General features: G+C 47.5%; 19 protein-coding genes and 1 riboswitch. Of the genes, 10 read left to right on the top strand and 9 right to left on the bottom strand.

Annotation, left to right across the window (positions count from 1 at the left end):
• Positions 1–2 precede the first annotated feature (2 nt).
• Both KNP88_RS08350 and KNP88_RS08345 read right to left on the bottom strand, forming a co-directional pair.
• The gene (locus tag KNP88_RS08350) at positions 3–332 is read right to left on the bottom strand and encodes a PTS sugar transporter subunit IIA (RefSeq protein WP_214893218.1); all 330 of its coding nucleotides are present in this window, start codon (positions 330–332) and stop codon (positions 3–5) included.
• Between the two features lie 4 nt (positions 333–336).
• A complete protein-coding gene (locus tag KNP88_RS08345; RefSeq protein WP_088838250.1) occupies positions 337–633 on the bottom strand; it encodes a PTS sugar transporter subunit IIB in 297 nt (98 codons plus the stop codon).
• 150 nt (positions 634–783) lie between these two features.
• Between KNP88_RS08345 and KNP88_RS08340 the strand changes: the two genes are divergently transcribed.
• Positions 784–2,592: a type I phosphomannose isomerase catalytic subunit gene (locus KNP88_RS08340; protein ID WP_214893216.1), complete on the top strand. Its 1,809-nt coding sequence runs from the start codon at positions 784–786 to the stop codon at positions 2,590–2,592.
• Between the two features lie 110 nt (positions 2,593–2,702).
• Positions 2,703–2,878, top strand: a riboswitch (Lysine riboswitch).
• 104 nt (positions 2,879–2,982) lie between these two features.
• Positions 2,983–4,566: a Na+/H+ antiporter NhaC family protein gene (locus KNP88_RS08335; RefSeq protein WP_088838252.1), complete on the top strand. Its 1,584-nt coding sequence runs from the start codon at positions 2,983–2,985 to the stop codon at positions 4,564–4,566.
• 365 nt (positions 4,567–4,931) lie between these two features.
• Here KNP88_RS08335 and htpG read toward each other — a convergent pair whose 3' ends face one another.
• Positions 4,932–6,797 carry a molecular chaperone HtpG gene (gene htpG / locus KNP88_RS08330; RefSeq protein ID WP_214893214.1) on the bottom strand — a complete coding sequence of 622 codons (1,866 nt, stop codon included), beginning with the start codon at positions 6,795–6,797 and terminating at the stop codon, positions 4,932–4,934.
• Positions 6,798–6,881: 84 nt separating this feature from the next.
• Entirely contained in the window at positions 6,882–7,739 is an 858-nt protein-coding gene (locus tag KNP88_RS08325; protein WP_214893212.1) for a hypothetical protein, read from the bottom strand.
• 148 nt (positions 7,740–7,887) lie between these two features.
• On the opposite strand from KNP88_RS08325, the gene KNP88_RS08320 reads away from it, so the two are divergent.
• Both KNP88_RS08320 and KNP88_RS08315 read left to right on the top strand, forming a co-directional pair.
• Positions 7,888–8,709, top strand: a complete 822-nt coding sequence (locus KNP88_RS08320) for an SDR family oxidoreductase (protein ID WP_159173186.1) — start codon at positions 7,888–7,890, stop codon at positions 8,707–8,709.
• A gap of 266 nt (positions 8,710–8,975) precedes the next feature.
• Entirely contained in the window at positions 8,976–10,136 is a 1,161-nt protein-coding gene (locus KNP88_RS08315; RefSeq protein ID WP_214893210.1) for an ArgE/DapE family deacylase, read from the top strand.
• A gap of 47 nt (positions 10,137–10,183) precedes the next feature.
• Here the strand turns inward: KNP88_RS08315 and KNP88_RS08310 are convergent, their stop codons facing one another.
• Positions 10,184–10,552, bottom strand: coding sequence for a hypothetical protein (locus tag KNP88_RS08310; protein ID WP_214893208.1), 369 nt, complete (start codon positions 10,550–10,552; stop codon positions 10,184–10,186).
• 101 nt (positions 10,553–10,653) lie between these two features.
• Between KNP88_RS08310 and KNP88_RS08305 the strand changes: the two genes are divergently transcribed.
• Complete coding sequence (locus tag KNP88_RS08305) at positions 10,654–11,073, top strand: DUF1801 domain-containing protein (protein WP_214766284.1); 420 nt, start codon at positions 10,654–10,656, stop codon at positions 11,071–11,073.
• A 51-nt stretch (positions 11,074–11,124) separates the two neighbouring features.
• On the opposite strand, the gene KNP88_RS08300 is transcribed toward KNP88_RS08305, so the two are convergent.
• Both KNP88_RS08300 and KNP88_RS08295 read right to left on the bottom strand, forming a co-directional pair.
• Positions 11,125–12,366 carry an MFS transporter gene (locus KNP88_RS08300; RefSeq protein WP_214893206.1) on the bottom strand — a complete coding sequence of 414 codons (1,242 nt, stop codon included), beginning with the start codon at positions 12,364–12,366 and terminating at the stop codon, positions 11,125–11,127.
• A 17-nt stretch (positions 12,367–12,383) separates the two neighbouring features.
• A complete protein-coding gene (locus tag KNP88_RS08295) occupies positions 12,384–12,839 on the bottom strand; it encodes a CBS domain-containing protein (protein ID WP_029332115.1) in 456 nt (151 codons plus the stop codon).
• A 178-nt stretch (positions 12,840–13,017) separates the two neighbouring features.
• Between KNP88_RS08295 and KNP88_RS08290 the strand changes: the two genes are divergently transcribed.
• Positions 13,018–13,440, top strand: a complete 423-nt coding sequence (locus tag KNP88_RS08290) for a MarR family winged helix-turn-helix transcriptional regulator (RefSeq protein WP_088838261.1) — start codon at positions 13,018–13,020, stop codon at positions 13,438–13,440.
• Positions 13,441–13,533: 93 nt separating this feature from the next.
• Here KNP88_RS08290 and KNP88_RS08285 read toward each other — a convergent pair whose 3' ends face one another.
• Both KNP88_RS08285 and KNP88_RS08280 read right to left on the bottom strand, forming a co-directional pair.
• A complete protein-coding gene (locus KNP88_RS08285; protein ID WP_214893204.1) occupies positions 13,534–14,940 on the bottom strand; it encodes a polysaccharide pyruvyl transferase family protein in 1,407 nt (468 codons plus the stop codon).
• A gap of 223 nt (positions 14,941–15,163) precedes the next feature.
• Positions 15,164–16,084, bottom strand: a complete 921-nt coding sequence (locus KNP88_RS08280) for a ketopantoate reductase family protein (protein WP_214893202.1) — start codon at positions 16,082–16,084, stop codon at positions 15,164–15,166.
• Positions 16,085–16,278: 194 nt separating this feature from the next.
• On the opposite strand from KNP88_RS08280, the gene KNP88_RS08275 reads away from it, so the two are divergent.
• From KNP88_RS08275 to gnd, 4 genes are read left to right on the top strand one after another with little or no spacing between them, the layout of a single operon-like run.
• Positions 16,279–16,995: a GntR family transcriptional regulator gene (locus KNP88_RS08275; RefSeq protein ID WP_088838264.1), complete on the top strand. Its 717-nt coding sequence runs from the start codon at positions 16,279–16,281 to the stop codon at positions 16,993–16,995.
• Positions 16,988–18,529, top strand: coding sequence for a gluconokinase (gene gntK, locus KNP88_RS08270; RefSeq protein WP_214893200.1), 1,542 nt, complete (start codon positions 16,988–16,990; stop codon positions 18,527–18,529). The genes KNP88_RS08275 and gntK overlap by 8 nt, the downstream gene beginning before the upstream one ends.
• Positions 18,530–18,551: 22 nt before the next feature.
• Complete coding sequence (locus KNP88_RS08265) at positions 18,552–19,898, top strand: GntP family permease (RefSeq protein WP_029332123.1); 1,347 nt, start codon at positions 18,552–18,554, stop codon at positions 19,896–19,898.
• 19 nt (positions 19,899–19,917) lie between these two features.
• Positions 19,918–21,318 (top strand): decarboxylating NADP(+)-dependent phosphogluconate dehydrogenase, encoded by a 1,401-nt coding sequence (gene gnd, locus KNP88_RS08260; RefSeq protein WP_214893198.1) that lies wholly within the window; start codon positions 19,918–19,920, stop codon positions 21,316–21,318.
• The last annotated feature ends 174 nt before the right edge of the window (positions 21,319–21,492 follow it).

Here is a 21,492-nt window from a genome sequence, read left to right as displayed (position 1 = left end):
TCTTATTTTTGAGAAAATTTATGTTCCATCATTTCAACTAATCCTGACGTCAAATCAAGCATCGTTTGTGTCGACATCAAATGATCTTCTGCATGCAAAAGCAGTAAAGACAATGTCGTCGCCTCACCGCTCGCTTCTTTTTGGACTTGACCGAAATGAATCTGGTGCGCTTCTTGCAACTGTTCTCGGGCATCTGTTAATAACCGCTCAAATGCCTCAAATGATTCTTCCTTGTACACTTCGATTGCTTCACGAATCGTACTTCGCGCATTTCCACTATGCAAAATCATCATGAACGCTACTTGTTCCATCGTCTGTTCATTTGTTTTCATTTCTTCACCCCATCAACTTAACGGCTTGTTCATAGGCCGCTTTTCCGTCGGCCATTCCGTACGCCATCATATCGATGACTTCGACTGGTTTATCTGTCGCTTGTTGAAATTTTGATAATAAAAAGCGCATTTGTGGACCAATCAATACAACATCTGCTCCATCCATTTCTTTTAAAGCTTGGTCTTGACCGACTGCCCAAATTGTCGCCTCTTCACCAAGTGATTGGGCATGTTCCTGCATCTTAGTGACGAGAATACTCGTCGACATTCCTGAACTACACGCCAACATGATTTTTTTCATTTCAACCATTCCTTCCGCGTTTTGGAATCGCTTACAACTTTGATTATACGGATTTTAACATTCATGTCTATACTTGATTTTTATTTTGTTTATTTTTATTTTTAAAAAGTGTAGTGTTGTAATCGAAAACAACTTGGAGGAGGAACAATCATGGAAGAACTGATTTGTTTTGAGCCGATTTTACAGGAGCGGATATGGGGTGGATGTAAGCTTGGTGCATATGGATTTGATACGTTAGGCAAACACAACATCGGTGAAGCTTGGACTTTGGCTGATCACCAAAACGGGCAAACCAAGGTGAATGCCGGACGTTTTTCCGGTGATGCACTACGGGATTTATGGTCAAATCACCCTGAAATCTTTGGGGTGGACACAACGGAAGCTTTTCCTTTACTCATTAAGTGGATTGACGCTGCGGATGATTTGTCCGTTCAAGTCCATCCTGACGATCATGATGCCTGTCGCCTAGAAGGACAGCCTTACGGGAAAAATGAATGCTGGTATATCGTCGATTGTCCGGCAGACGCCACCATTATTTATGGGCATGACTTCAAAACAAAAGCTGATTTGTTGCGCGCTGTCCGTGAAGACGATTTAACTTCCGGCTTAATTGATTTGCCTGTTTCACCCGGCGATTTTTTTTACGTTCCAGCAGGTACTGTTCATGCTTTAACCGAAGGGTGTCTTGTCATCGAAATCCAGCAGAACTCTGATACCACGTACCGGTTGTACGATTACGATCGAATTGACCATTCGACCAACAAACCGCGTCAACTCCACCTTAAAGAAGCACTCGAAGTCATTCAATTTCCTCATTTCCAGTACGAGGAGCCTTATGTACCGACCTCTTTTTGTTCAAGACTACTGACAACCAACGCCTATTTTTTTGTCGAGGAATGGGCCATCCATGACATGATTACGATTGCACCACGAACTTCCTTCCAAGTCATCACTATCATCAGTGGCACGCTGATCATCAACCAATTGCGTTATACCGCCGGAGACACGGTTCTGATTCCGGCAAAAGTAACTTGTACCGTTTCTGGAAAGGGGAAACTTCTATTGACTGGTCCAAATCCAACACCGAAACAACGACTTCACATCGGAATTGATCTTGGTGGGACTCACACGCGTGTTGCCGCAATCAATCAGCACCATGTCGTAAAACAATATCGATTTTTGACAGAGGCGGCTGCTGGCCCGGACTATACAATTAATCATTTAAGACAAGCCATCCAAAAGCTACTTGAAGAATTTGAAGTCGAACGAATTGGTATCGCAGCGCCTGGTCCGCTTGATGCAGCAACGGGTCGGCTATTGTCACCTCCGAACCTGCCGGGTTGGGACGATGTAAATTTGGTTCGCCCGTTAGAAGAGTTCTTTAACATCCCGGTTTCCCTTGAAAATGATGCAAATGCCGCCGCGCTCGGCGAAGCATTGTTCGGGGCAGGCCAAGACTATGCATCCATCTATTACATGACAGTCAGTACAGGAATCGGTGGTGGATATGTCTATCAAAAGACGTTGATTCGAGGCGCACACGGATATGCTGGTGAAATCGGAAATACGATCATCGATGCTTCTGGACCGGAACACCCTGTCTTGAACAAAGGCTCACTCGAAGGATTAGCAAGCGGGACGGCACTTCAGACACGTGCTGATTTGTTGAACGAGCGTTCTGTCGCAACACTTCTTCGCAATCCACTGGAAAGACTTCGCTTCGTTAACCATTTAGCAACAGGCATCGCGAACATCATTCATACACTTGATCCGGAAGCTGTCATCATCGGCGGCGGTGTTACGGCTTCCGCCGATTTATTTTGGGAGGAGCTCTTACAAGCCGTCAATGCCCGTCTCTACCCGACGTTACGTCAAAAAACAATCATCCGCTTAGCTGCATTGGAAGGAAATGCCGGTGTCATCGGTGCTGCCCATTTAAATCGGATGAACGCCGAATAACTTCATTGTTCCTTTTGAACAGACTTTACTACTTTTTTTTAAAAACAGACTTGAAACTTTTTTCTGAAATATGATAAGGTTTTCTTATTAAAAGAATATGACTATTCTATCGATGAGGTAGAGGCGCGGTCTTAATGAGTATTTGATCTGAGGATGACAACGAGGACGATCAAGGAAAGGTAATGCTGCCGAAGTATCGTCAAGTGTCTGACTTGATGGTACTGGTCGAATTGGGAAATACCCGTTCGATTGCCATACGTATTTTGTATGGAGCGCTCCAATTCGGCTAAGAAAGACGCATCCAGCAAGGGTGTCGGCTTTGTTGCCGGTGCCCTTGCTTTTTTGTATGCAATGGGTCTCATCTTCTAAAAAAAGAGGAGGAACCACACAATGGTCAATTATTCAGATTCAATCGTTGCGCTCATTCCAGCTGTCATTGCAATCGCACTTGCAATCGTGACGCGCAAAGTCGTTATTTCACTTGGTGTCGGTATTTTGATTGGTGCTTTATTGCTGCATAGCTTTAATCCAATCGATACGGTCGTCTATCTCGGCAAAAACATCTTTAGTCTATTTTGGGCGGATGGGGCGTTAAATGAATGGAACGTCTTATTACTCATCTTCTTACTATTACTCGGTGTTCTATCGACGCTTATCCAAACATCGGGCGGTGCACATGCCTTCGGTGAATGGGCAACAACACACGTCAAGACAGCGCGCGGCGCTCGCCTCGCAGCATTTGGTTTAGGTATTTTAATCTTCATCGATGATTATTTCAACAGTCTTGCTGTCGGGAATGTCAGTCGTCCGTTAACGGACCGTCGTGGCGTCTCGCGTGCAAAACTTGCGTATATTATTGACTCGACGGCTGCTCCAGTCTGTGTCATCAGCCCGCTTTCAAGTTGGGGAGCGTTCATCATCTCGATCATCGCTGGTATCTTAACGACACATTCGATTACGGAGTATTCCGCATTCAGTGCTTTCATGATGATCGTGCCCCTCAACTTCTATGCGATTTTCGCTCTATTGCTGACGCTTTACATCGCGTACACAGGGATTGCGGTCGGACCGATGCGGACGCATGAACTTCGTGCATTAAAAGGTGAACTTTTCGACGCAAGTAAAGGAACACCGATGGGGATGGCAGAGGAAGTCAAAGAACACGAAGGTGGAAAAGTACGTGACCTCGTCGTTCCGATTATCGTTCTCGTCATTGCAACAGTTTCCGCATTACTCTTTACCGGTGCTCAGGCACTCGCTGCTGACAATCGTGCATTTACGTTGATTGGTGCATTTGAAGCGACAGACGTAACACGTTCACTCGTTGCTGGTGTCGTCATCAGTTTAGTCGTTGCTTTCCTGATGTTGATTGGTCGGAAAATCCCGGCGCGCGAATACGGACACAGCATCTGGGCTGGGATGAAATCCATGTGGCCTGCTGTCGTCATCTTATTATTCGCTTGGACAATCATCGCTGTTATCGGTGACATGAAAACAGGTGAGTACTTAGCAAGCTTCGTCAGTAAGTCGATTTCTGCTTCGTACCTCCCCTTCTTATTGTTCTTGATTGCAAGCTTAATGGCATTCTCGACAGGTACAAGTTGGGGAACATTCGGTATCATGCTGCCGATCGGTGCTGACCTCATCATGGCGGTCGAACCGAATCTCTTACTTCCGACGCTCGCTGCCGTTCTTGCCGGATCCGTCTTCGGAGACCACTGTTCACCAATTTCCGATACGACGATTCTCAGTTCGACAGGTGCCGGTTCGCATCATATCGATCACGTCACGACACAACTTCCGTATGCGTTGGTTGGTGCAGCGACATCGGCAGTCGGCTACCTTGTGCTCGGTTTAACCGATTCATCAATCATCGGCTTCATCGGTGCACTCATCGCCTTCTTACTCGCACTCGTCGTCCTGAATGTCGTCTCGAAACGCGGTAAAGTACCAACTGAACTTCGCGCTGAATAACAAAAAAATAACGCTCAGCTTAGCCGAGACGAGAAAAAAAGAAGGGATTGCCATCTACCGTGATGTGCAATCCCTTCTTTTAAGTTGTAGACAACATGGTATGAAGAAATAAAAAGCGTCTTGTTTCGTTGCTTTCCTCGGGCGAGGCGCAAGCCGTTGCTCCTTGATCCTCACGGACAACGAGCAGGGTCTTGCCTGCCTCTGACAGTGCGTTAAAAACGCACTTTTCCCCGTAGGAGTCAACGAAACGTGATGCTTTTTAGGTAATACCGTGAGAGAAATCCAGGAAAGCACGAACGAATTGCAATTCGATATCGCATGTTCACGCTTCATAAGAGTTTGTCTACACGCTGAAGCGATCATTCTTACACCATCAAGGCACACACTTCATTTGCAAACGCAACTGGATCTTCGATTGGCAAGCCTTCCATGAGCAACGCTTGTTGGTACATTAATTTCGTATAGCGTTCAAATTTCGGACGGTCTTCTTTAAAGGCCGTTTCAATGGCTTCGAAGACGTCATGTGACGTGTTCAACTCTAAAATTTTCACGGCTGAAACATCTTGGTTGTTCGGCATCGACTTAAGAATTTTCTCCATTTCAATCGAAACGGCACCATCCGTCGCGAAGCAGACCGGATGTGATTTTAAGCGTGACGAAGCTTTGACTTCTTTGACTTGCCCAGCGAGCGCTTCCTGCATTGCTGTAAACATCTCGACTTGTGTTTCGGTCGTTTCTGCTTGATCCGCTTGCTCGATCCCAAGATCACTGCTCGTAACCGATTTAAATTCTTTTCCTTCATAGTTGAGCAACATTTGAATCGCGAACTCATCGATTTCTTCCGTAAAGTACAGAATGTCGAACCCTTTGTCTTTGACAAGCTCCGACTGTGGTAACTTATCTAAACGGTCCGTACTTTCACCTGAAGCATAGTAGATGTATTTTTGATCTTCCGGCATCGCCGCGACGTATTCAGCGAGCGTGACCAGCTTCTTCTCTTTTGCCGAGTGGAACAGGACAAGATCTTTGACCGTCTCTTTATGCATGCCGTAATCATTGTAAATTCCAAACTTCAATTGACGACCAAAGGCTTGATAAAAGGTTTCATACTTCTCGCGATCGTCACGAAGCAGTCCTTCAAGTTGCGTCTTAATCTTACTTTGAATGTTTTTCGCAATCAATTTGAGTTGGCGGTCGTGCTGCAACAACTCACGTGAAATATTGAGTGACAAGTCTTCCGAGTCGACCATCCCTTTGACGAAGCTAAAGTGGTCCGGCAAGAGGTCACTGCATTTTTCCATGATCAAGACGCCGTTCGCATACAGTTCAAGACCTTTCTCGAACTCTTTCGAATAATAGTCGAAGGACGGTTGCTCCGGAATGAATAAAATCGATTGATAACGGACGGCACCATCTGCACTAATATGGATGTGCTTGACTGGTGTATCAAATCCATATCGTTTTTCTTGATAGAAGTTCGTATAATCCTCGTCCGTCAACTCTCGTTTATTTTTCCGCCAAATCGGCACCATGCTGTTGATTGTCTTGACGACCTTCACTTCTTCCATCTCGTCCGATCCTTCGATCGGTTGACGTTCCGTCTCTTCCATCTCAATCGGATAGCGGATGAAGTCGGAATACTTTTTGACGATCGTCCGCAAACGATGCGTATCTAAATACTCATCATAATTTTCATCTTCTTCGTTCGCTTTGATGTGCAGCGTGATTTCCGTCCCGACTGCAGCTTTTTCGACTTCTTCAATCGTATAACCGTCGACACCGTGCGACTCCCACTTGTACGCTGTTTCGCTACCGAATGGTTTCGTGATGACCGTGACCACGTCCGCGACCATGAATGCCGAATAAAAGCCGACACCGAACTGTCCGATGATATCGTGTCCGTCTTGCGCGGCATTCTCCGCCTTAAAGGCAAGTGACCCACTCTTCGCGATTGTCCCGAGATTCGCTTCGAGCTCCTCTTTCGTCATCCCGATTCCCGTATCACGAATGACGAGCTGTCGTGTCGTTTGGTTTGGTTCAATCGTAATCTTATAGGCATCCTTTTCGAACGTCAGTGTCTCGTCCGTCAATGCTTTGTAATAAATCTTGTCTATCGCATCACTAGCGTTCGAAATCAACTCACGTAAAAAGATTTCCTTATGTGTGTAGATGGAATGAATCATCATTTCGAGTAAACGTTTCGACTCTGCCTTGAACTGTTTCGTTTCCATTTCCGATGCCCCCTAGTTCTTTTTTAGCACTCTAACAATAAGAGTGCTAATACAAATCTATTATTACGGATTGGAAAAATAGTGTCAATCCCCTTCTTCGAGTCGGCTGCGGATATATTTTCCGATTTTACGTAAGCTTTCCGCTGACCCGTATGTGCCATGACTGACACCATGGCAGTCCGGCCGATTCCCGAGTCCGATGAACTGCTCACTCGGTTTAAAGTGAAGACCGATGATTGGAACGGAAAATTGTTCCGAATACCCGAGTTCGAAGACGGCATCCGGATACCCCGGGACCGGCTCGGGCGCTTGCCATGTAGCCGTCTGATCGATTGTCCGGTAACGTTCCGTATGTTCCCGTCCGAGGAGAATGATGCCGCGTAACGAAAAGAGACGAATCAATTTCAAAAGGAACGTCTGACCAAATACGGTTTCTTCCAGTTCATGTCGCTGAGCGATCGTTCCCATGTAACGTTTCGTCGGAAATGGAAAAAAATCCGCATGGATGACCGGCTCTCCGGTTCCGTAAAAAGAAGCTTCGAATCCATTCAGAAAACCTTCCAATTTTCCTCCCCCCTCCCGTCCGAACCACGATTTATAAATGTCCGGCTGTTTGAAATAACGATTATAGGAATCAATCATTTGATTAAATCGTTGGTCCGTCCGGTACTCCGTAAGCGGCGCATCGACTTCTCTTAGGACGAATGGTCCTGTCGTCTCATAGCGTAACGTGCCATCCCGGTTCAAAAACTGGCCTGCCGACGGATTCGTCGCAATCGTAAGCCAGCTACGCTCGCTTACGTCACCAAACCATAAGACCGGTGTCGTCCGGTCAATCAACTCATCCTTAAATACATCTTTCTCTAACTCGATTTGGTACAGAATCGCTTCATCGAGTAATTTTTTTGCATATTCACGTTGTTCGGATGTCAGCGTTCTCATTCCTTTCCTGTCGGGTTTTCACTTTTCATCTGTTCCCGTTCTCATGGATTGCTAGACAGTTCAGTAGGTTTATCCTCCAAAGTCGAGGGAATGATTCATAAGGTGAACAACATTCGGAGCAAGAGTACTTAGAAGGAGGAAATTACACATGGGTCGATTAGAGAATAAAGTAGCAGTCATTACAGGTTCAGCAACAGGAATTGGTCAAGCAACGGCACTCGTCTTTGCCGAACAAGGGGCGAAAGTCGTCTGTGCTGACGTCAATCTTGAAAAAGCACAGGAGACGGTCGAAAAAATCAAACAGGCTGGTGGACAAGCGGAAGCGATTCACGTCGACGTCACGCAAGTCGATAGTGTCGAAAATCTTTCAACACACCTGAAAGAAACATACGGATCGATTGATGTCCTGTTCAACAATGCCGGCATTGATCAGCAAGGCGGAAAAGTCCATGAATATCCGATTGAACTGTTTGACCAAATCATCGCGGTCGACTTACGTGGTACATTCTTGACGAGTAAATTCTTGATTCCTTTAATGCTTGAGAAGGGCGGATCGATCATCAATACGTCATCGATGTCAGGTCGCGCTGCCGACTTAAACCGCTCAGGTTACAACGCAGCAAAAGGCGGGATCACGAACTTTACACGGGCGATGGCAATCGATTATGCGCGTGACCGCATTCGTGTCAACTCGCTCTCACCAGGTACGATCGAAACACCACTCATCGACACGCTCGTCGGCGGAAAAGACGAAGACCAAGGAAAACAATTCCGTGATGCCAATGCATGGATCACACCAATGGGTCGTCTCGGGAAACCACGTGAGATGGCAACGGTTGCCCTCTTCCTCGCTTCCGACGACAGCTCTTACGTGACAGGTGAAGACATCACAGCAGACGGCGGGATCATGGCCTACACATGGCCTGGCGAGATGTTGATTGATGATAAATGGAAGACGGATGCTGAATAACGATCCATTTGACGCATGAAACATCGCAACATCTAAATAAAGAGGAGGACGATTTCGAATCGTCCTCCTCTTTTTCGTATGTCCTTCGACTTATTAAATCAACAATCTGCGCCTTTTGACCACAGTCCTTTGACGCATCCTCTTAAAAACGGACCATTTGATTCTAAGAAATACCGCGATTTTAAATTTTCTCCTCGCTTGTTTATCTCTCGGATAGCTTTTTTTCGGGGAATACTCTAGTGAATGTAAATCAAGGAGGAATCAGCATGACGCAACAACAACAAATCGAATCACTGCAACACTGCCTGCAAATTCCGAGTGTCAATCCGCTCGACGGGGAACGAGACGTCGCGACTTTTGTCTATGACTACTTGACCACTCACGAAATCGAAACCGAATGGATTGAGGTCGCGCCAAAACGAATCTGTCTCGTCGCGACCCTTCCGGCAAGCGAGGTAGCCGCCGAACCAAAAACAATCAGTTTCTCGGGTCATCTTGATACCGTACCTGTCCAAACGACCGGTTGGACAAAACAACCTTTTGGTGGTGAAATCAGCGACGGACGGATTTACGGTCGCGGGGCGTCCGATATGAAGTCTGGTGTGATGGCAATGGTCAATGCGATGATTGAGTTAAAGGACTGTGCGGACCGCCCGAATCATCTCAAACTGCTTATTACATCTGATGAAGAAAACGGTATGACCGGTGCGAAACATTTGACGGAACGTGGTGACGCCGACGATTTAGATGCGCTGTTGATCACGGAGCCGACAAGCGGAATGATTGGGTATGCTCAAAAAGGTGTCGTCGGAATCGAAGTGACGTGCGTCGGTAAAGGGGCTCATAGTTCCGCGCCGCAACTCGGAAAAAATGCCATCGATGATCTGTATCGTGTCATTCAGGAAGTGAAGTCGGACCGTTTCACGATCACCGACAATCGCCACCCGCAACTCGGACCTGTCGTCGCCTCGATCACGTCGATCCAAGGCGGAGAAGGTCCGAATGTCATCCCGAGTAACGCTTCCTTTTACATGGACATCCGGACGATTCCCGGATTCGGACGCCTCGAGATTTTAGAAGCTTTTGCGCAGATCGAACAACGGCTGCGTAAGGAAGATCCGACGTTCGCGATGACCGTGCGTGTCATCAAAGAGATTCCTTCATGTGAGACGGATGCGAATGCACCGTTCCTCGAAACGGTTGCACGACACATGGAAACCATCACGGGTCATCCGGCGCGGCGCGTTGCGATTCCTGGTGGGACGGACGGAGCCATGTTCAGCCAAGCCAACCGGACCTTCCCGATTGCCGTCGCTTCGTTCCACGACTTCCGTCTCGCCCACCAAGTCGATGAATCGATTCCCCTGTCGGAGTATTTCCAGACGATTGCGTTATGTAAGCAACTCGCACTGGAACCCCTAGCCTGAACGAAAAAAACCGCTCAAGCCTTCTCTTTCGAAGACTCGAGCGGTTTTTACGTATAGACCCCGATACTCGCAAGCGCTCGTCCGAGATAACTCTGATCACTTTGCAACGTCATTGTATGTTGACTCTTCCATCCGAGTTCAATCGAGACGTGACCGAGACGATGATAGGTCAAAGTCATGTGAAAATCTGCTTGCGTATAGGTCGCAGATCCACGAAGTTGCTCATGGACCGTTAAAAAATCATGCGCAAAGGAATCATACTCAGCGAACGACATATTTAATCGATGACTGGTCTGGTTGTCCGATTGCGATAGGACGACATCGATTTCCAGTATTTCTTCCAGACGATTGACCCGTAAAATACGCCATTCGACCTTCCCTTCATAACCAATAAAGTAAATACTATGGACCTTCATCACGCTCACCTCGATTCTTATTGAGTGGATCGACATAAAATCGGGAAAAGAAGAACTAAAATCATAAATATCAATAGGTGTTTTCAGAAAGGAGCCGCCATATGACTTACAAACAAAAAACGCAACCCAACACAAACAGTGTGACTGAATTTTTAAATCAAATCGAATCCCCTGCAAGGCGCGCAGATTGTCAGGTATTACTTCAGCTATTTGAAAAAACGACGAACGCTCCACCTGTCATGTGGGGAGAATCAATGATCGGATTTGGTCACTATCATTATAAATACGCCTCCGGACATGAAGGAGATGCCTTTCTCGTCGGTTTTTCACCTCGCAAAGCAAACATTAGTCTTTATTTCGCTCCCGGGGCTGATCGTGAGGCATTGCTCGCCAAGTTAGGTAAACACAAAAGTGGAAAGGCATGCGTCTATATCAATACGGTAGCAGATGTCGATCTGGCTGTCATCGAATCCCTTATCGTCGAGTCTATGACTTTTTTACGTACTACGTATCCTGATTAAGAAAAACAATCCGCTCTTCTTTCTTAAGCAATTGAAAGAAGAGCGGATTGTTTAGTGACCGCTATCGATTGTATCGATGTGACGGATGTGTTTGAGATTGACCCCGATGATGACGACAGAGAGTAAGACAAATCCGCTCCCGACGTAAAACGGCAAGTTTTCGTTAAAGATTTCAGCCAATTTACCGGCCATGAATGGCGCGATGGCTGCCCCGAGGAAACGTAAAAAGCTGTATGCAGCAGATGCAGTCGAACGTTCGACCGGTGCCGCGTCCATGACGGCTGTCGTAATGAGCGTGTTGTTATTACCGAGTACCGCCCCGGCAAGAATCACACAGACGATGACAACAGCTGGTGTTTCCGTAAAGATCCCCATCAATAATAAGAGAACGGCGAACAGTAACAGCATCAACACCATCGCTTTAATCGTCCCGAGCCATTGTTTTAATTTCGGTGCCGTCAAGACAGACGTGATGGCGAGCAACATCCCCCATCCCAGGAAGACGAACCCGAGACCTTGTGCCGGCAGTTTCATGACGAACGGCGCATAGGCCATGATTGTAAAGAAACCGACGTTATAGAAGGCCGCGACAATCCCGAGTGTCAAGAGCGACCGGTGTTTCATCGCTTGGAAAGGCGCGAGCAAGGAAATTTTTTGCCGTGGTGCCGTCGTTGTTGCGACCGGTTTCGGCATCAAGAACAACAGGACAAGGAAGGCGATGACCATGATTGTCGCGACACCCATGAATGGTGCACGCCATGTGATCGAACCGAGTGTCCCTCCGAGAAGCGGCCCAATTGAAATCCCGAGACCGACAGCTGCTTCATATAAGATGATTGCTTTTGCTGTCCCGCCTGACGAAAGGGAGACGATGGCCGCAAGTGCCGTTGCGACGAACAAGGCATTCCCAAGCCCCCAGCCGCCACGTAAGGCGACAAGCGTCCAAATGCTATCGGCTTGCGCTGCAAATCCAGCGACGAGCGCGATGACGGCAATTCCTAACATCAATGTTCCCTTTTGACCGATCCGTGATGAAATCGCACCTGTGATCAGCATCGCGAATGCCATGACGGCATTATAACTTGTAAATAAGAGCGTGACTTCACTTTTTGAGGCTTCTAAATTATCGGCGATCGTTGGTAAAACCGGGTTGACGAGCCCCATCCCCATGAATGCCGTGATACTCGCAAAAAATACTGCCCACACGGCAATCGGTTGGTGGAATAATCCATGCTTGCTTTCTTCTAACACCGTTTCCGGCGCAAGCGTCGTTGTTTTATTGGCAAGTGCCATATTGTCCCTTCTTTCTCTTATAAGAACCGTTTAAAGGAGTGACGGATGACGTCGCCCCGACTGATGATTCCGACAAGCTTTCCTTGTTTTAAAATCGGTAATTTTTTAATCCGTTTCGAACCGAGCGTCGCTGCGATTTCTTCCATCTCCGTTTCAACATCTGCCGTGACGACTTTCCGGCGTGCCATCTCCATGACCGGACGGTTCAGAATGTGACGCACCCGCGCGTCATAATCTTCTTCATCCCCTTTGATGACATCTACATATAAAAACGTATCGACGATGATGTCTTTGTGCTTTCCAATCGCCCGCATGATGTCACCATCACTGATGTACCCAACGACTTCGCTCTCGTCATTGATGACGGGAACACCGCTGATTCCGGATTGGATGAAACGTTCGACGACATGGCGGATGACGTCTGTTTCGTGGACTGTGATCACTTCTTGTTTCATCGATTCATAAGCTTTCATCGGAATTCTCCTTTTGTGTGTGTTCTGAATAAATAAGTTGTATGATGCAATTAAATAACAGAAATGATTGTATAATACAACTAATGGACTGTCAAGTTTCCTGACCTCTCATTGACAGGGGCTAAGTCCTTGCGTAATGATGGGAAACATGAAGCACTTAGGAAAAGAGGGGATTAACATGTCTGATCAGGCACTCGAAGTGATTGAACTAGAACTTGCGATTCTGATTCGTCGTTTGACGACAGCGACGGCCGATAACCGAAATTTAGATCGCGCGTCGTATTTGTTACTGCGTCAACTGTCCGAGTCTGGTCCAGTCGGGGTGAAGACATTGGCACGCGAATTGCAACTTGACGTCTCTACCGTCAGCCGGCAAGCGGCAGCGCTCGATCAAAAGAAATTGGTCGAAAAAGTACGCGATGAAGCAGATGGCCGTGCCTTCTTCTATCACATCACTTCATTCGGACAGGAAGAATTGACGATTTACCGGACGGCACGCCTCGCGAGCATCGAACGCTTACTGACAGACTGGTCAGGCGATGATACGGAAGCATTTGGACGCCTGCTCCAACAATTTAATCGTGAACTACGGGAACGTTAATTAAAAAGCTTCATCTCTTCTTTTTTAGGAGATGAAGCTTTTTCTATGCAATAAAAAACGTCTCACACCGCATTGGCATGAGACGTCTTATTTTTATTTCTTCGCGAAGAGATCGGCTGTCTTAAGTGCCATCCGAACCGCTTTACGGTTCAATGTACCTTCTTGATGTTTAACCATCTTCGTCTGCTTGTTGAGTTTACCTTGTAATGTTTTAATCTTTTTATCTTTATCTTTATCGCGTTTTTGGATCGCAGCGATTTTTTTCTCTTCTTCCGGGAAGAATGATTCAAAACGAGCGATTGCTTCTTCCATGCTGATTCCTGTGATCGGTTTAACCGCTGGGAGAAGTTCTGTTTTCGCCATTTCACGGTCAAACGGCACGTTCTCTGGGTAGTTCGTGTCTTGGTAGATGTGCTCCAATTCGTTTGTGTTCAAGAAATCGACGAAGTTGTCGAAGTTTTTCGCTTGAATCCGAGCCGGGCTTTGGAAGTCAGCTGTTTCGACGATGTCTGAAAGACGTGTGTCTGCCGTGATATCGTTCGCCCAGATGTGCGTCAATTGGTGGTAATCCGTCAATTCACGCATCCGTGCATCTTTCGGAATCAAAATACTTGGTGTTCCAGCGAGCGTCGCTGTGATGTTTCCGTGGAGACGCGCACCAAAGCTCAAGTCAGCTTCTTTGAGGAAGTCGAACCAAGTTTGAGCGTTCAAGAAGAAACGAACACGGTCGTTCATATATATCGGGTCAGACATTTTAACCGGGTAGTTCGTGACAGAAAGGTCCGCGATCGGATGCGTTCCTGTGTACGTCAATTTCAATTCTTTCATCCATTGCGGGATGAAGTAGTGATTTGGATACTCTTCCATTCCACGTGTGATGAAATCAAGGACGTTTTTCGGCGAAAGACGTGACGAGTTAACACTGATCATCGAATCTTTCGTGATGTTTGTCTCACGGATGTGAAGATCACGACCGAATGCATACATCGATGGGCAACCGATGACTTTGTGATCGATGCCTTCACGGAAACCGAGGCGTGTCAGGTATTTCGATGTGATTTCACCACGAAGTCCGATGATGCTTGAACGTTCGAGGACTGCGCTGACGAATGCTTTAACATCCTCGTCGAACGGGAATCCGCCTTTTAAGTCCGGCTCGAATGGTGCGCGTAGACCAACACCGATGACGACGACCGGAATTTTCAATTTCTTAATCAAACGTGTGTACTTACGAAGTGATGGTGCGAACTCTTGACGGAATGCATCCGCAAGTGGAATGACGTAAAGATCGAAGTTTTCGTTGATCTCGTCTGCACGCTCTTCATCGTAGTAGTAATAGTCAGGTGTGATCGTCGTTCCTTCTGTCATCAATGTACGGAAGATACTGTACTGATAGATCAAGTTCCCGACGTTCCCTCCGATTGAGTTTTCTTTCATCATGTACTCAGCGTCGAACTGCTCAAACGGTGTCATACCGGCGCGAATGATAATACGTTTCATGTAAATTAAATCCCCTCTCACATCTGTTGTTCAGTTTTATATCCAAATGGTACTACACAATATATTGATGGTTTTTTCAATCTTACTAAGAATAGATGAATTCTAGTAAGGAAGTCAATGCTATGTCCGCGAGATTCAGCTAAAGTTCAGCTAGAACGTTTGTGCTCTCCAGTCTACTCTCTCCGCTTAATTTTACCAGTATAGTAAACAGCGTACTAATTCCTTATTCGGAAACTCCACTCCGCAATCGTTCATATATCTTTAAATTCGTATGAATCGTCCGTAACGTCGGGTACACCGCTGGCTCCGCTCCTTCTATTAAACTGCCAAACAGATGGTCTGCTTCGACCATGCCTTGTTTTTCCATGTCCCGTTGCAACGACGACTTCATATCCGGTGCCATTTGGTGAATCCGTTTTTCCTGCTCCTGTTCGATATGTTGCACGAACGTTGCCCCTTGACTTTCCATGGCTTGTTTTGCTTCTTGTAAGACATTCCGGATGACACGATCCCCGGCTGCGTCGTCGCGAATCGGACCGATCGGTGCCCGAAATAGCGAAGTCACTCCGGAAAAAGTCGTAATGAAGAGATACTTTTGCCACATATCTTGCATGATGTGGTCTGATGCTTTAATCGATGCTTTCGTCCCTGCAAGTGCTTCCTTCACCTCAAACAAGCGATCCGTCCAGTCCCCTGTTCTTGGACCAAACACGAGTTGATGGGCAGGACTCGTCTGAATGACGCGTCCATTCGTGTCAAGCGTCGATTCAATGAAGCATAAGCCTCCGAGGACACGCGTCTCGCCAAATTTAGCGACGAGTTGTTCGATATGCCGCATCCCGTTCAAGACAGGTAACACATATGTATCAGGTCCGACGAACCCTTCGAGATCCCCGATGACATGCTCCAGGTGGTACGCTTTCGTCGACACGATGACTAGGTCAAACGTCTCTTTTGTTCCAACTTGGATTAAACGCGGCGTCAACGACACGTCTCCGTGCGGACTGTCAATCTCAAGACCTGTTCGCTCTAACTCCTTTGCCCGACGCTCACGGACAAGAAACGTCACGTCTTCCCCTTTTTCTGCTAGGCGTCCCCCGAAGTACCCTCCGACAGCTCCTGCACCCACGACTAAAATCTTCATCATATATCCTCCTTTGTCTTAAAGATCAACATGTTTTTCTCAGAAAATTGTTTTCTACATCCTATCATACTGAAGGTAATGCGAATGTAAACCAAACGAAATAAAGCGTTTTCATTAAAGCGCTTGCATTTTATATTCAGTCGTTTATACTACTTGTATACAAGTATACTCATAAAACAAAGCAGGTGATTTTTATGTCTGATTTTTTATACCCGATTAAATGGTTATCAAAAGCATCAACTGGAGATCGTGTCGCCCACGAACTCCGGATGCGTATCATTTCCGGAAAGATTGAGCAAGGGACCGTCCTTTCTGAAAATAAATTAGCGACGGATTTTTCCGTCAGTCGCTCGCCCGTTCGCGACGCTCTAAAAGTTCTCGCTGCTGAACGGATCATCCGGCTTGAGCGGATGGGTGCCGTCGTCGTTGGTTTGTCGGAAAAAGACATCCGCGAGATTTATGACGTCCGCCTGTTAATCGAAACGTTCGTCTTCGAACGGATCGTCCGGATGGACCGTCAAGAACTCGTCCGTGAACTGAGCAAGATCCTTGAGATGATGAAAGTCGCGATCAAGTTTAATGATGCCGACGAATTTTCGTATCAAGATGTTTTGTTCCACGAGACGATCATCCGGTCGATTGATCACAGTTATGTCAGCATGATTTGGCAAAACTTAAAACCGGTCATGGAAAGCTTCATCCTCTTATCGATGCGGACTCGCTTCGAAGGACAGATGGAGGATTTCGACCGGATCATCGCCAATCACGCACTTTATATCGAAGCCATCGAAACAGGAGACCGTGAACGGATGGTCACGTCTCTACACCAGAACTTCGACGATGTCCAAGAAGTCGAAGATTTATGGCAATCGCAACAGATGATGACGAAAGGAGTCGAACCACATGACTGAATACATGCTAGGAATCGATATCGGGACGACGAGCACGAAAGCCGTCCTCTTTACGACAAAAGGAGAAGTCGTCGGTCAGACGAACGTCGGCTATCCACTCCACACGCCAAACCGCTCGACTGCTCAACAGGATCCGGAAGAAATTTTCCACGCCGTCCTCGAAACGATTCGTCTGCTGACGAAGCAGTACCCGAACCAAAAACTAAAATTCGTTGCTTTCAGTAGTGCGATGCACAGCTTGATTGCCATCGATGAGGACGACCAGCCCTTGACTGCCTGCATCACCTGGGCGGACAGTCGGAGCGAAGCCTGGTCGAACCGGATTAAGGAAGAGTACGGAAATGATGTCTACCACCGGACCGGTACACCGATTCACCCGATGTCCCCTCTCGCGAAAATCTTTTGGCTCGTCGAAGACCGGCCGGAGATTGCCGAGCGGACGAAAAAATACATCGGAATCAAGGAATTCGTCTTCCAGCGTCTGTTCGGACGTTACGTGATTGATCATTCGCTCGCATCGGCGACAGGATTGTTCAATATCCACGACATGAAGTGGGACTCGAAAGCCTTAGAGATCGCCGGCATCGATGCTTCAAAATTGTCGGAACCTGTCTCGACGACGACACAGTATTCGGACATTAATCCGGAATACTCAAAACAAATCGGACTTGATCCGGCAACACCTTTCATGATCGGTGCCAGTGACGGGGTCCTGTCAAACCTCGGTGTCAACGCCATCCGTAAGGGCGAGATTGCCATCACGATCGGGACGAGCGGTGCGATCCGGACGATCATTGACCGGCCGCAGACGGACGAAAAGGGACGGACGTTCTGTTACGCACTGACTGAAAAGCACTGGGTCATCGGTGGTCCGGTCAACAACGGCGGGATGGTCTTACGCTGGATTCGCGATGAGCTCGCATCTGCTGAAGTTGAGACGGCGAAACGACTCGGGATTGATCCGTATGCGGTGTTGACGAAAATCGCTGAACGGGTCCGTCCGGGTTCAGACGGACTGTTGTTCCATCCGTACCTGTCGGGTGAACGGGCACCTCTTTGGAATCCGGACGTCAGTGGCTCATTCTTCGGATTGACGTTGTCACATAAAAAAGAACATATGATTCGTGCCGCGTTAGAAGGTGTCATCTACAACCTGTACACCGTCTTCCTGGCATTGATTGAATGTATGGATGGTCCTGTCACACGGATTCAAGCAACTGGGGGGTTCGCGCGATCTGAAGTGTGGCGTCAGATGATGGCCGACATCTTTGAATCGGAAGTCGTCATTCCAGAAAGTTTTGAAAGTTCATGTCTCGGGGCTTGTATTCTCGGATTGTATGCGACTGGGGAAGTCGATTCATTCGAAGTAGCTGCTGAGATGATTGGGGAAACACATCGTCATGTACCGAACGAAGAAGCGATGCACGAATACCGTCAATTGCTACCGATCTTCATCAGCCTGGCACGGACGCTTTCAGCCGATCATCGGCGGATCGCAGAGTATCAACGTAGCTTGATTCAGCAAGAAAACTAATTTATCTTATGGGGGAAGTCACATGCCGTTAGTCATTGTTGCCATTGGGATCATCACATTACTCGTTTTAATCATGGGGTTGAAATTAAACACGTTCGTTTCATTAATCATCGTCTCGTTCGTCGTCGCTATACTACTTGGAATGCCGCTCGACCAAATCGTCACGACGATTGAAGCCGGTCTCGGCGGAACACTCGGTCACCTTGCGCTGATCTTCGGACTCGGTGCAATGCTCGGGAAATTAATTGCTGACGCCGGTGGTGCACAGCGGATCGCGATGACACTCGTCGCGAAATTCGGGGAAAAGAACATTCAATGGGCAGTCGTCGTCGCTTCATTCATCATCGGGATCGCGTTATTCTTCGAAGTCGGACTCGTTCTATTAATTCCAATCGTCTTTGCGATTTCACGTCAGCTTCGCGTCTCGATTCTCTATCTCGGGATTCCGATGGTCGCAGCACTTTCTGTTACACACGGCTTTTTACCACCTCACCCCGGTCCAACCGTCATCGCGGGTGAATACGGGGCAGATTTAGGGCAAGTCTTACTTTACGGTTTCTTAGTCGCTGTTCCGACGGTCATCATCGCCGGACCGCTCTTTACGAAAGTAGCAAAACGTCTTGTGCCGGAATCATTCAAAAAAACAGGTAACATCGCCTCACTCGGCGAACAAAAAGAATTTGATTTAAGCGAAACACCTGGATTCGGAATCAGTGTGTTCACAGCAATGCTTCCGGTACTCTTGATGTCAATCGCCACGATTTTGACATTGTTACAAAAAACACTCGGCTGGGACGGCAATGCGGTCCTTTCTGCCATCCAGTTCATCGGGAATGCTTCCACAGCAATGTTGATTTCGTTACTCGTCGCAGTCTATACGATGGGACTTGCACGTAATATCCCAATCAAAACCGTCATGGATTCATGTACGACAGCGATCACACAAATTGGAATGATGTTACTCATCATCGGTGGTGGCGGTGCCTTCAAACAAGTCTTAATCGATGGAGGCGTCGGTAAATATGTCGCTGAACTCTTTGCTGACACAACACTTTCACCGATTTTACTCGCGTGGTTGATTGCCGCGATCTTACGGATTTCACTCGGTTCGGCGACGGTCGCTTCACTGACGACAGCTGGACTCGTCATCCCGCTCCTCGGTCAATCAGACGTCAACCTCGCCCTCGTCGTGCTTGCGACTGGTGCTGGTAGCTTAATCGCTTCGCACGTCAACGATGCCGGGTTCTGGATGTTCAAAGAATACTTTGGTTTAACTATGAAAGAAACTTTCGCGACGTGGACGCTGCTTGAGACAATCATTTCCGTCTTCGGACTTGGATTCGTCCTCCTCCTCAGTCTCGTCGTCTAAAAAAAGGAGTCGTTACACTATGCTAAATTCAATCGGAGTCATCGGCCTTGGTGTCATGGGACGCAACATCGCCATGAACATGGCGAGCCATGATGAAAACGTCGCTATCTATAACTACACGCCAGACTTAACGGAACAACTCGTCGCGAACCGCGAAGGGTTACCGCTTCATCCGTACTATGACGTCGAAGCCTTCGTCCGCTCACTCGAGCGTCCACGCAAGATTTTCGTCATGGTCACGGCGGGAAGTGCCATCGATTCCGTCATCGATTCGCTTATCCCGCATCTTGAGACGGGCGATATCATCATGGACGGTGGGAACTCCCACTTCCTCGATACGGAACGTCGCTTCGACCAACTAAACGAGCATGGCATCGAGTACATCGGTGTCGGTGTCTCGGGTGGGGAAGTCGGGGCCCGGACCGGTCCTGCCATCATGCCGGGCGGAACAAAAGAAGCGTACGATCAAGTTGCGCCGATTTTGACAAAAATTGCAGCACAAGTGAACGGCGACCCATGTTGTGTCTACATCGGACCTAAAGGGGCCGGACACTTCGTCAAGATGGTCCATAACGGAATCGAGTACGCTGACATGCAGTTGATTGCAGAAGCTTACAGTTTCCTCCGTGTCCGTCTCGGACTCGATGTCGAAGAAATCGCAGACATCTTCTCCTCATGGAACGACGGCGAGTTAAAAAGTTATCTGATTGAAATCACGGCTGAGATTTTACGGAAAAAAGATGACGAGACGGGTCTTCCCTTGATCGACGTCATTCTCGATCAAGCCGGTCAAAAAGGAACGGGCAAATGGACGAGCTTGCAGTCCATTGATAATGGGATTGCTTCCTCTATCATTACGGAGGCACTCTTCGCCCGTTATCTCTCTGCCGTCAAAGCAGAACGTGTCGCTGCCGCCTCTGTCCTCGGTGGACCGGAAGCCCGTGCAGCGCTCGACAAAGACGTCTGGATCGAACGCATCCGCCAAGCACTCTACATGGGTAAAATCGCGGCTTACGCACAAGGCTTCACCCAGTACCGGACTTCATCCGAACTGTATGACTGGAACTTACGTCTTGAAGAGATTGCCTTGATTTTCCGTGGCGGTTGTATCATCCGCGCTGAGTTCCTCAATGTCATCAGCGAGGCTTTTGCAACGGACGCAGCTCTCGACAACTTGATGCTCGCACCGTACTTCGCAGACAAGGTACAGGCGTATCAAACGTCGCTCCGCCAAGTCGTCGCAGAAGGTGCGCTCACAGGTCTTGCGTCACCGTGTCTCAGCACGTCACTGACGTATTACGACAGTTACCGGACAGCGAATTCAAATGCCAACATCCTGCAAGCACAACGTGATTATTTCGGAGCCCATACGTATGCCCGGACCGATCGCGAAGGAATGTTCCATACTGAGTGGCAATGACTTATACAGCTCTATCTCCCTGTTACATTTAGGGAGATAGAGCTCTTTTTTTGTTCACAATTCATTTCTTGAAATAAGAATTTACAGGTTATACCTTGACAAAACAGACGCTTTATATGAAATTAGTATTAGATTAGAATTATTCTAGTGTGATAAGTACAGTTATTCTTAACG

The organism is Exiguobacterium sp. H66 (assembly GCF_018618705.1).
Taxonomy (GTDB): domain Bacteria; phylum Bacillota; class Bacilli; order Exiguobacteriales; family Exiguobacteriaceae; genus Exiguobacterium_A; species Exiguobacterium_A oxidotolerans.
This window is presented reverse-complemented; position numbering and strand designations above follow the sequence as displayed.

Excerpts from the sequence above, each read along its gene's own strand:
- KNP88_RS08350 (WP_214893218.1), bottom strand. The coding sequence starts at position 332 with ATGAAAACAAATGAACAGACGATGGAACAAGTAGCGTTCATGATGATT.
- KNP88_RS08345 (WP_088838250.1), bottom strand. The coding sequence starts at position 633 with ATGAAAAAAATCATGTTGGCGTGTAGTTCAGGAATGTCGACGAGTATT.
- KNP88_RS08340 (WP_214893216.1), top strand. The coding sequence starts at position 784 with ATGGAAGAACTGATTTGTTTTGAGCCGATTTTACAGGAGCGGATATGG.
- KNP88_RS08335 (WP_088838252.1), top strand. The coding sequence starts at position 2,983 with ATGGTCAATTATTCAGATTCAATCGTTGCGCTCATTCCAGCTGTCATT.
- htpG (WP_214893214.1), bottom strand. The coding sequence starts at position 6,797 with ATGGAAACGAAACAGTTCAAGGCAGAGTCGAAACGTTTACTCGAAATG.
- KNP88_RS08325 (WP_214893212.1), bottom strand. The coding sequence starts at position 7,739 with ATGAGAACGCTGACATCCGAACAACGTGAATATGCAAAAAAATTACTC.
- KNP88_RS08320 (WP_159173186.1), top strand. The coding sequence starts at position 7,888 with ATGGGTCGATTAGAGAATAAAGTAGCAGTCATTACAGGTTCAGCAACA.
- KNP88_RS08315 (WP_214893210.1), top strand. The coding sequence starts at position 8,976 with ATGACGCAACAACAACAAATCGAATCACTGCAACACTGCCTGCAAATT.
- KNP88_RS08310 (WP_214893208.1), bottom strand. The coding sequence starts at position 10,552 with ATGAAGGTCCATAGTATTTACTTTATTGGTTATGAAGGGAAGGTCGAA.
- KNP88_RS08305 (WP_214766284.1), top strand. The coding sequence starts at position 10,654 with ATGACTTACAAACAAAAAACGCAACCCAACACAAACAGTGTGACTGAA.
- KNP88_RS08300 (WP_214893206.1), bottom strand. The coding sequence starts at position 12,366 with ATGGCACTTGCCAATAAAACAACGACGCTTGCGCCGGAAACGGTGTTA.
- KNP88_RS08295 (WP_029332115.1), bottom strand. The coding sequence starts at position 12,839 with ATGAAAGCTTATGAATCGATGAAACAAGAAGTGATCACAGTCCACGAA.
- KNP88_RS08290 (WP_088838261.1), top strand. The coding sequence starts at position 13,018 with ATGTCTGATCAGGCACTCGAAGTGATTGAACTAGAACTTGCGATTCTG.
- KNP88_RS08285 (WP_214893204.1), bottom strand. The coding sequence starts at position 14,940 with ATGAAACGTATTATCATTCGCGCCGGTATGACACCGTTTGAGCAGTTC.
- KNP88_RS08280 (WP_214893202.1), bottom strand. The coding sequence starts at position 16,084 with ATGAAGATTTTAGTCGTGGGTGCAGGAGCTGTCGGAGGGTACTTCGGG.
- KNP88_RS08275 (WP_088838264.1), top strand. The coding sequence starts at position 16,279 with ATGTCTGATTTTTTATACCCGATTAAATGGTTATCAAAAGCATCAACT.
- gntK (WP_214893200.1), top strand. The coding sequence starts at position 16,988 with ATGACTGAATACATGCTAGGAATCGATATCGGGACGACGAGCACGAAA.
- KNP88_RS08265 (WP_029332123.1), top strand. The coding sequence starts at position 18,552 with ATGCCGTTAGTCATTGTTGCCATTGGGATCATCACATTACTCGTTTTA.
- gnd (WP_214893198.1), top strand. The coding sequence starts at position 19,918 with ATGCTAAATTCAATCGGAGTCATCGGCCTTGGTGTCATGGGACGCAAC.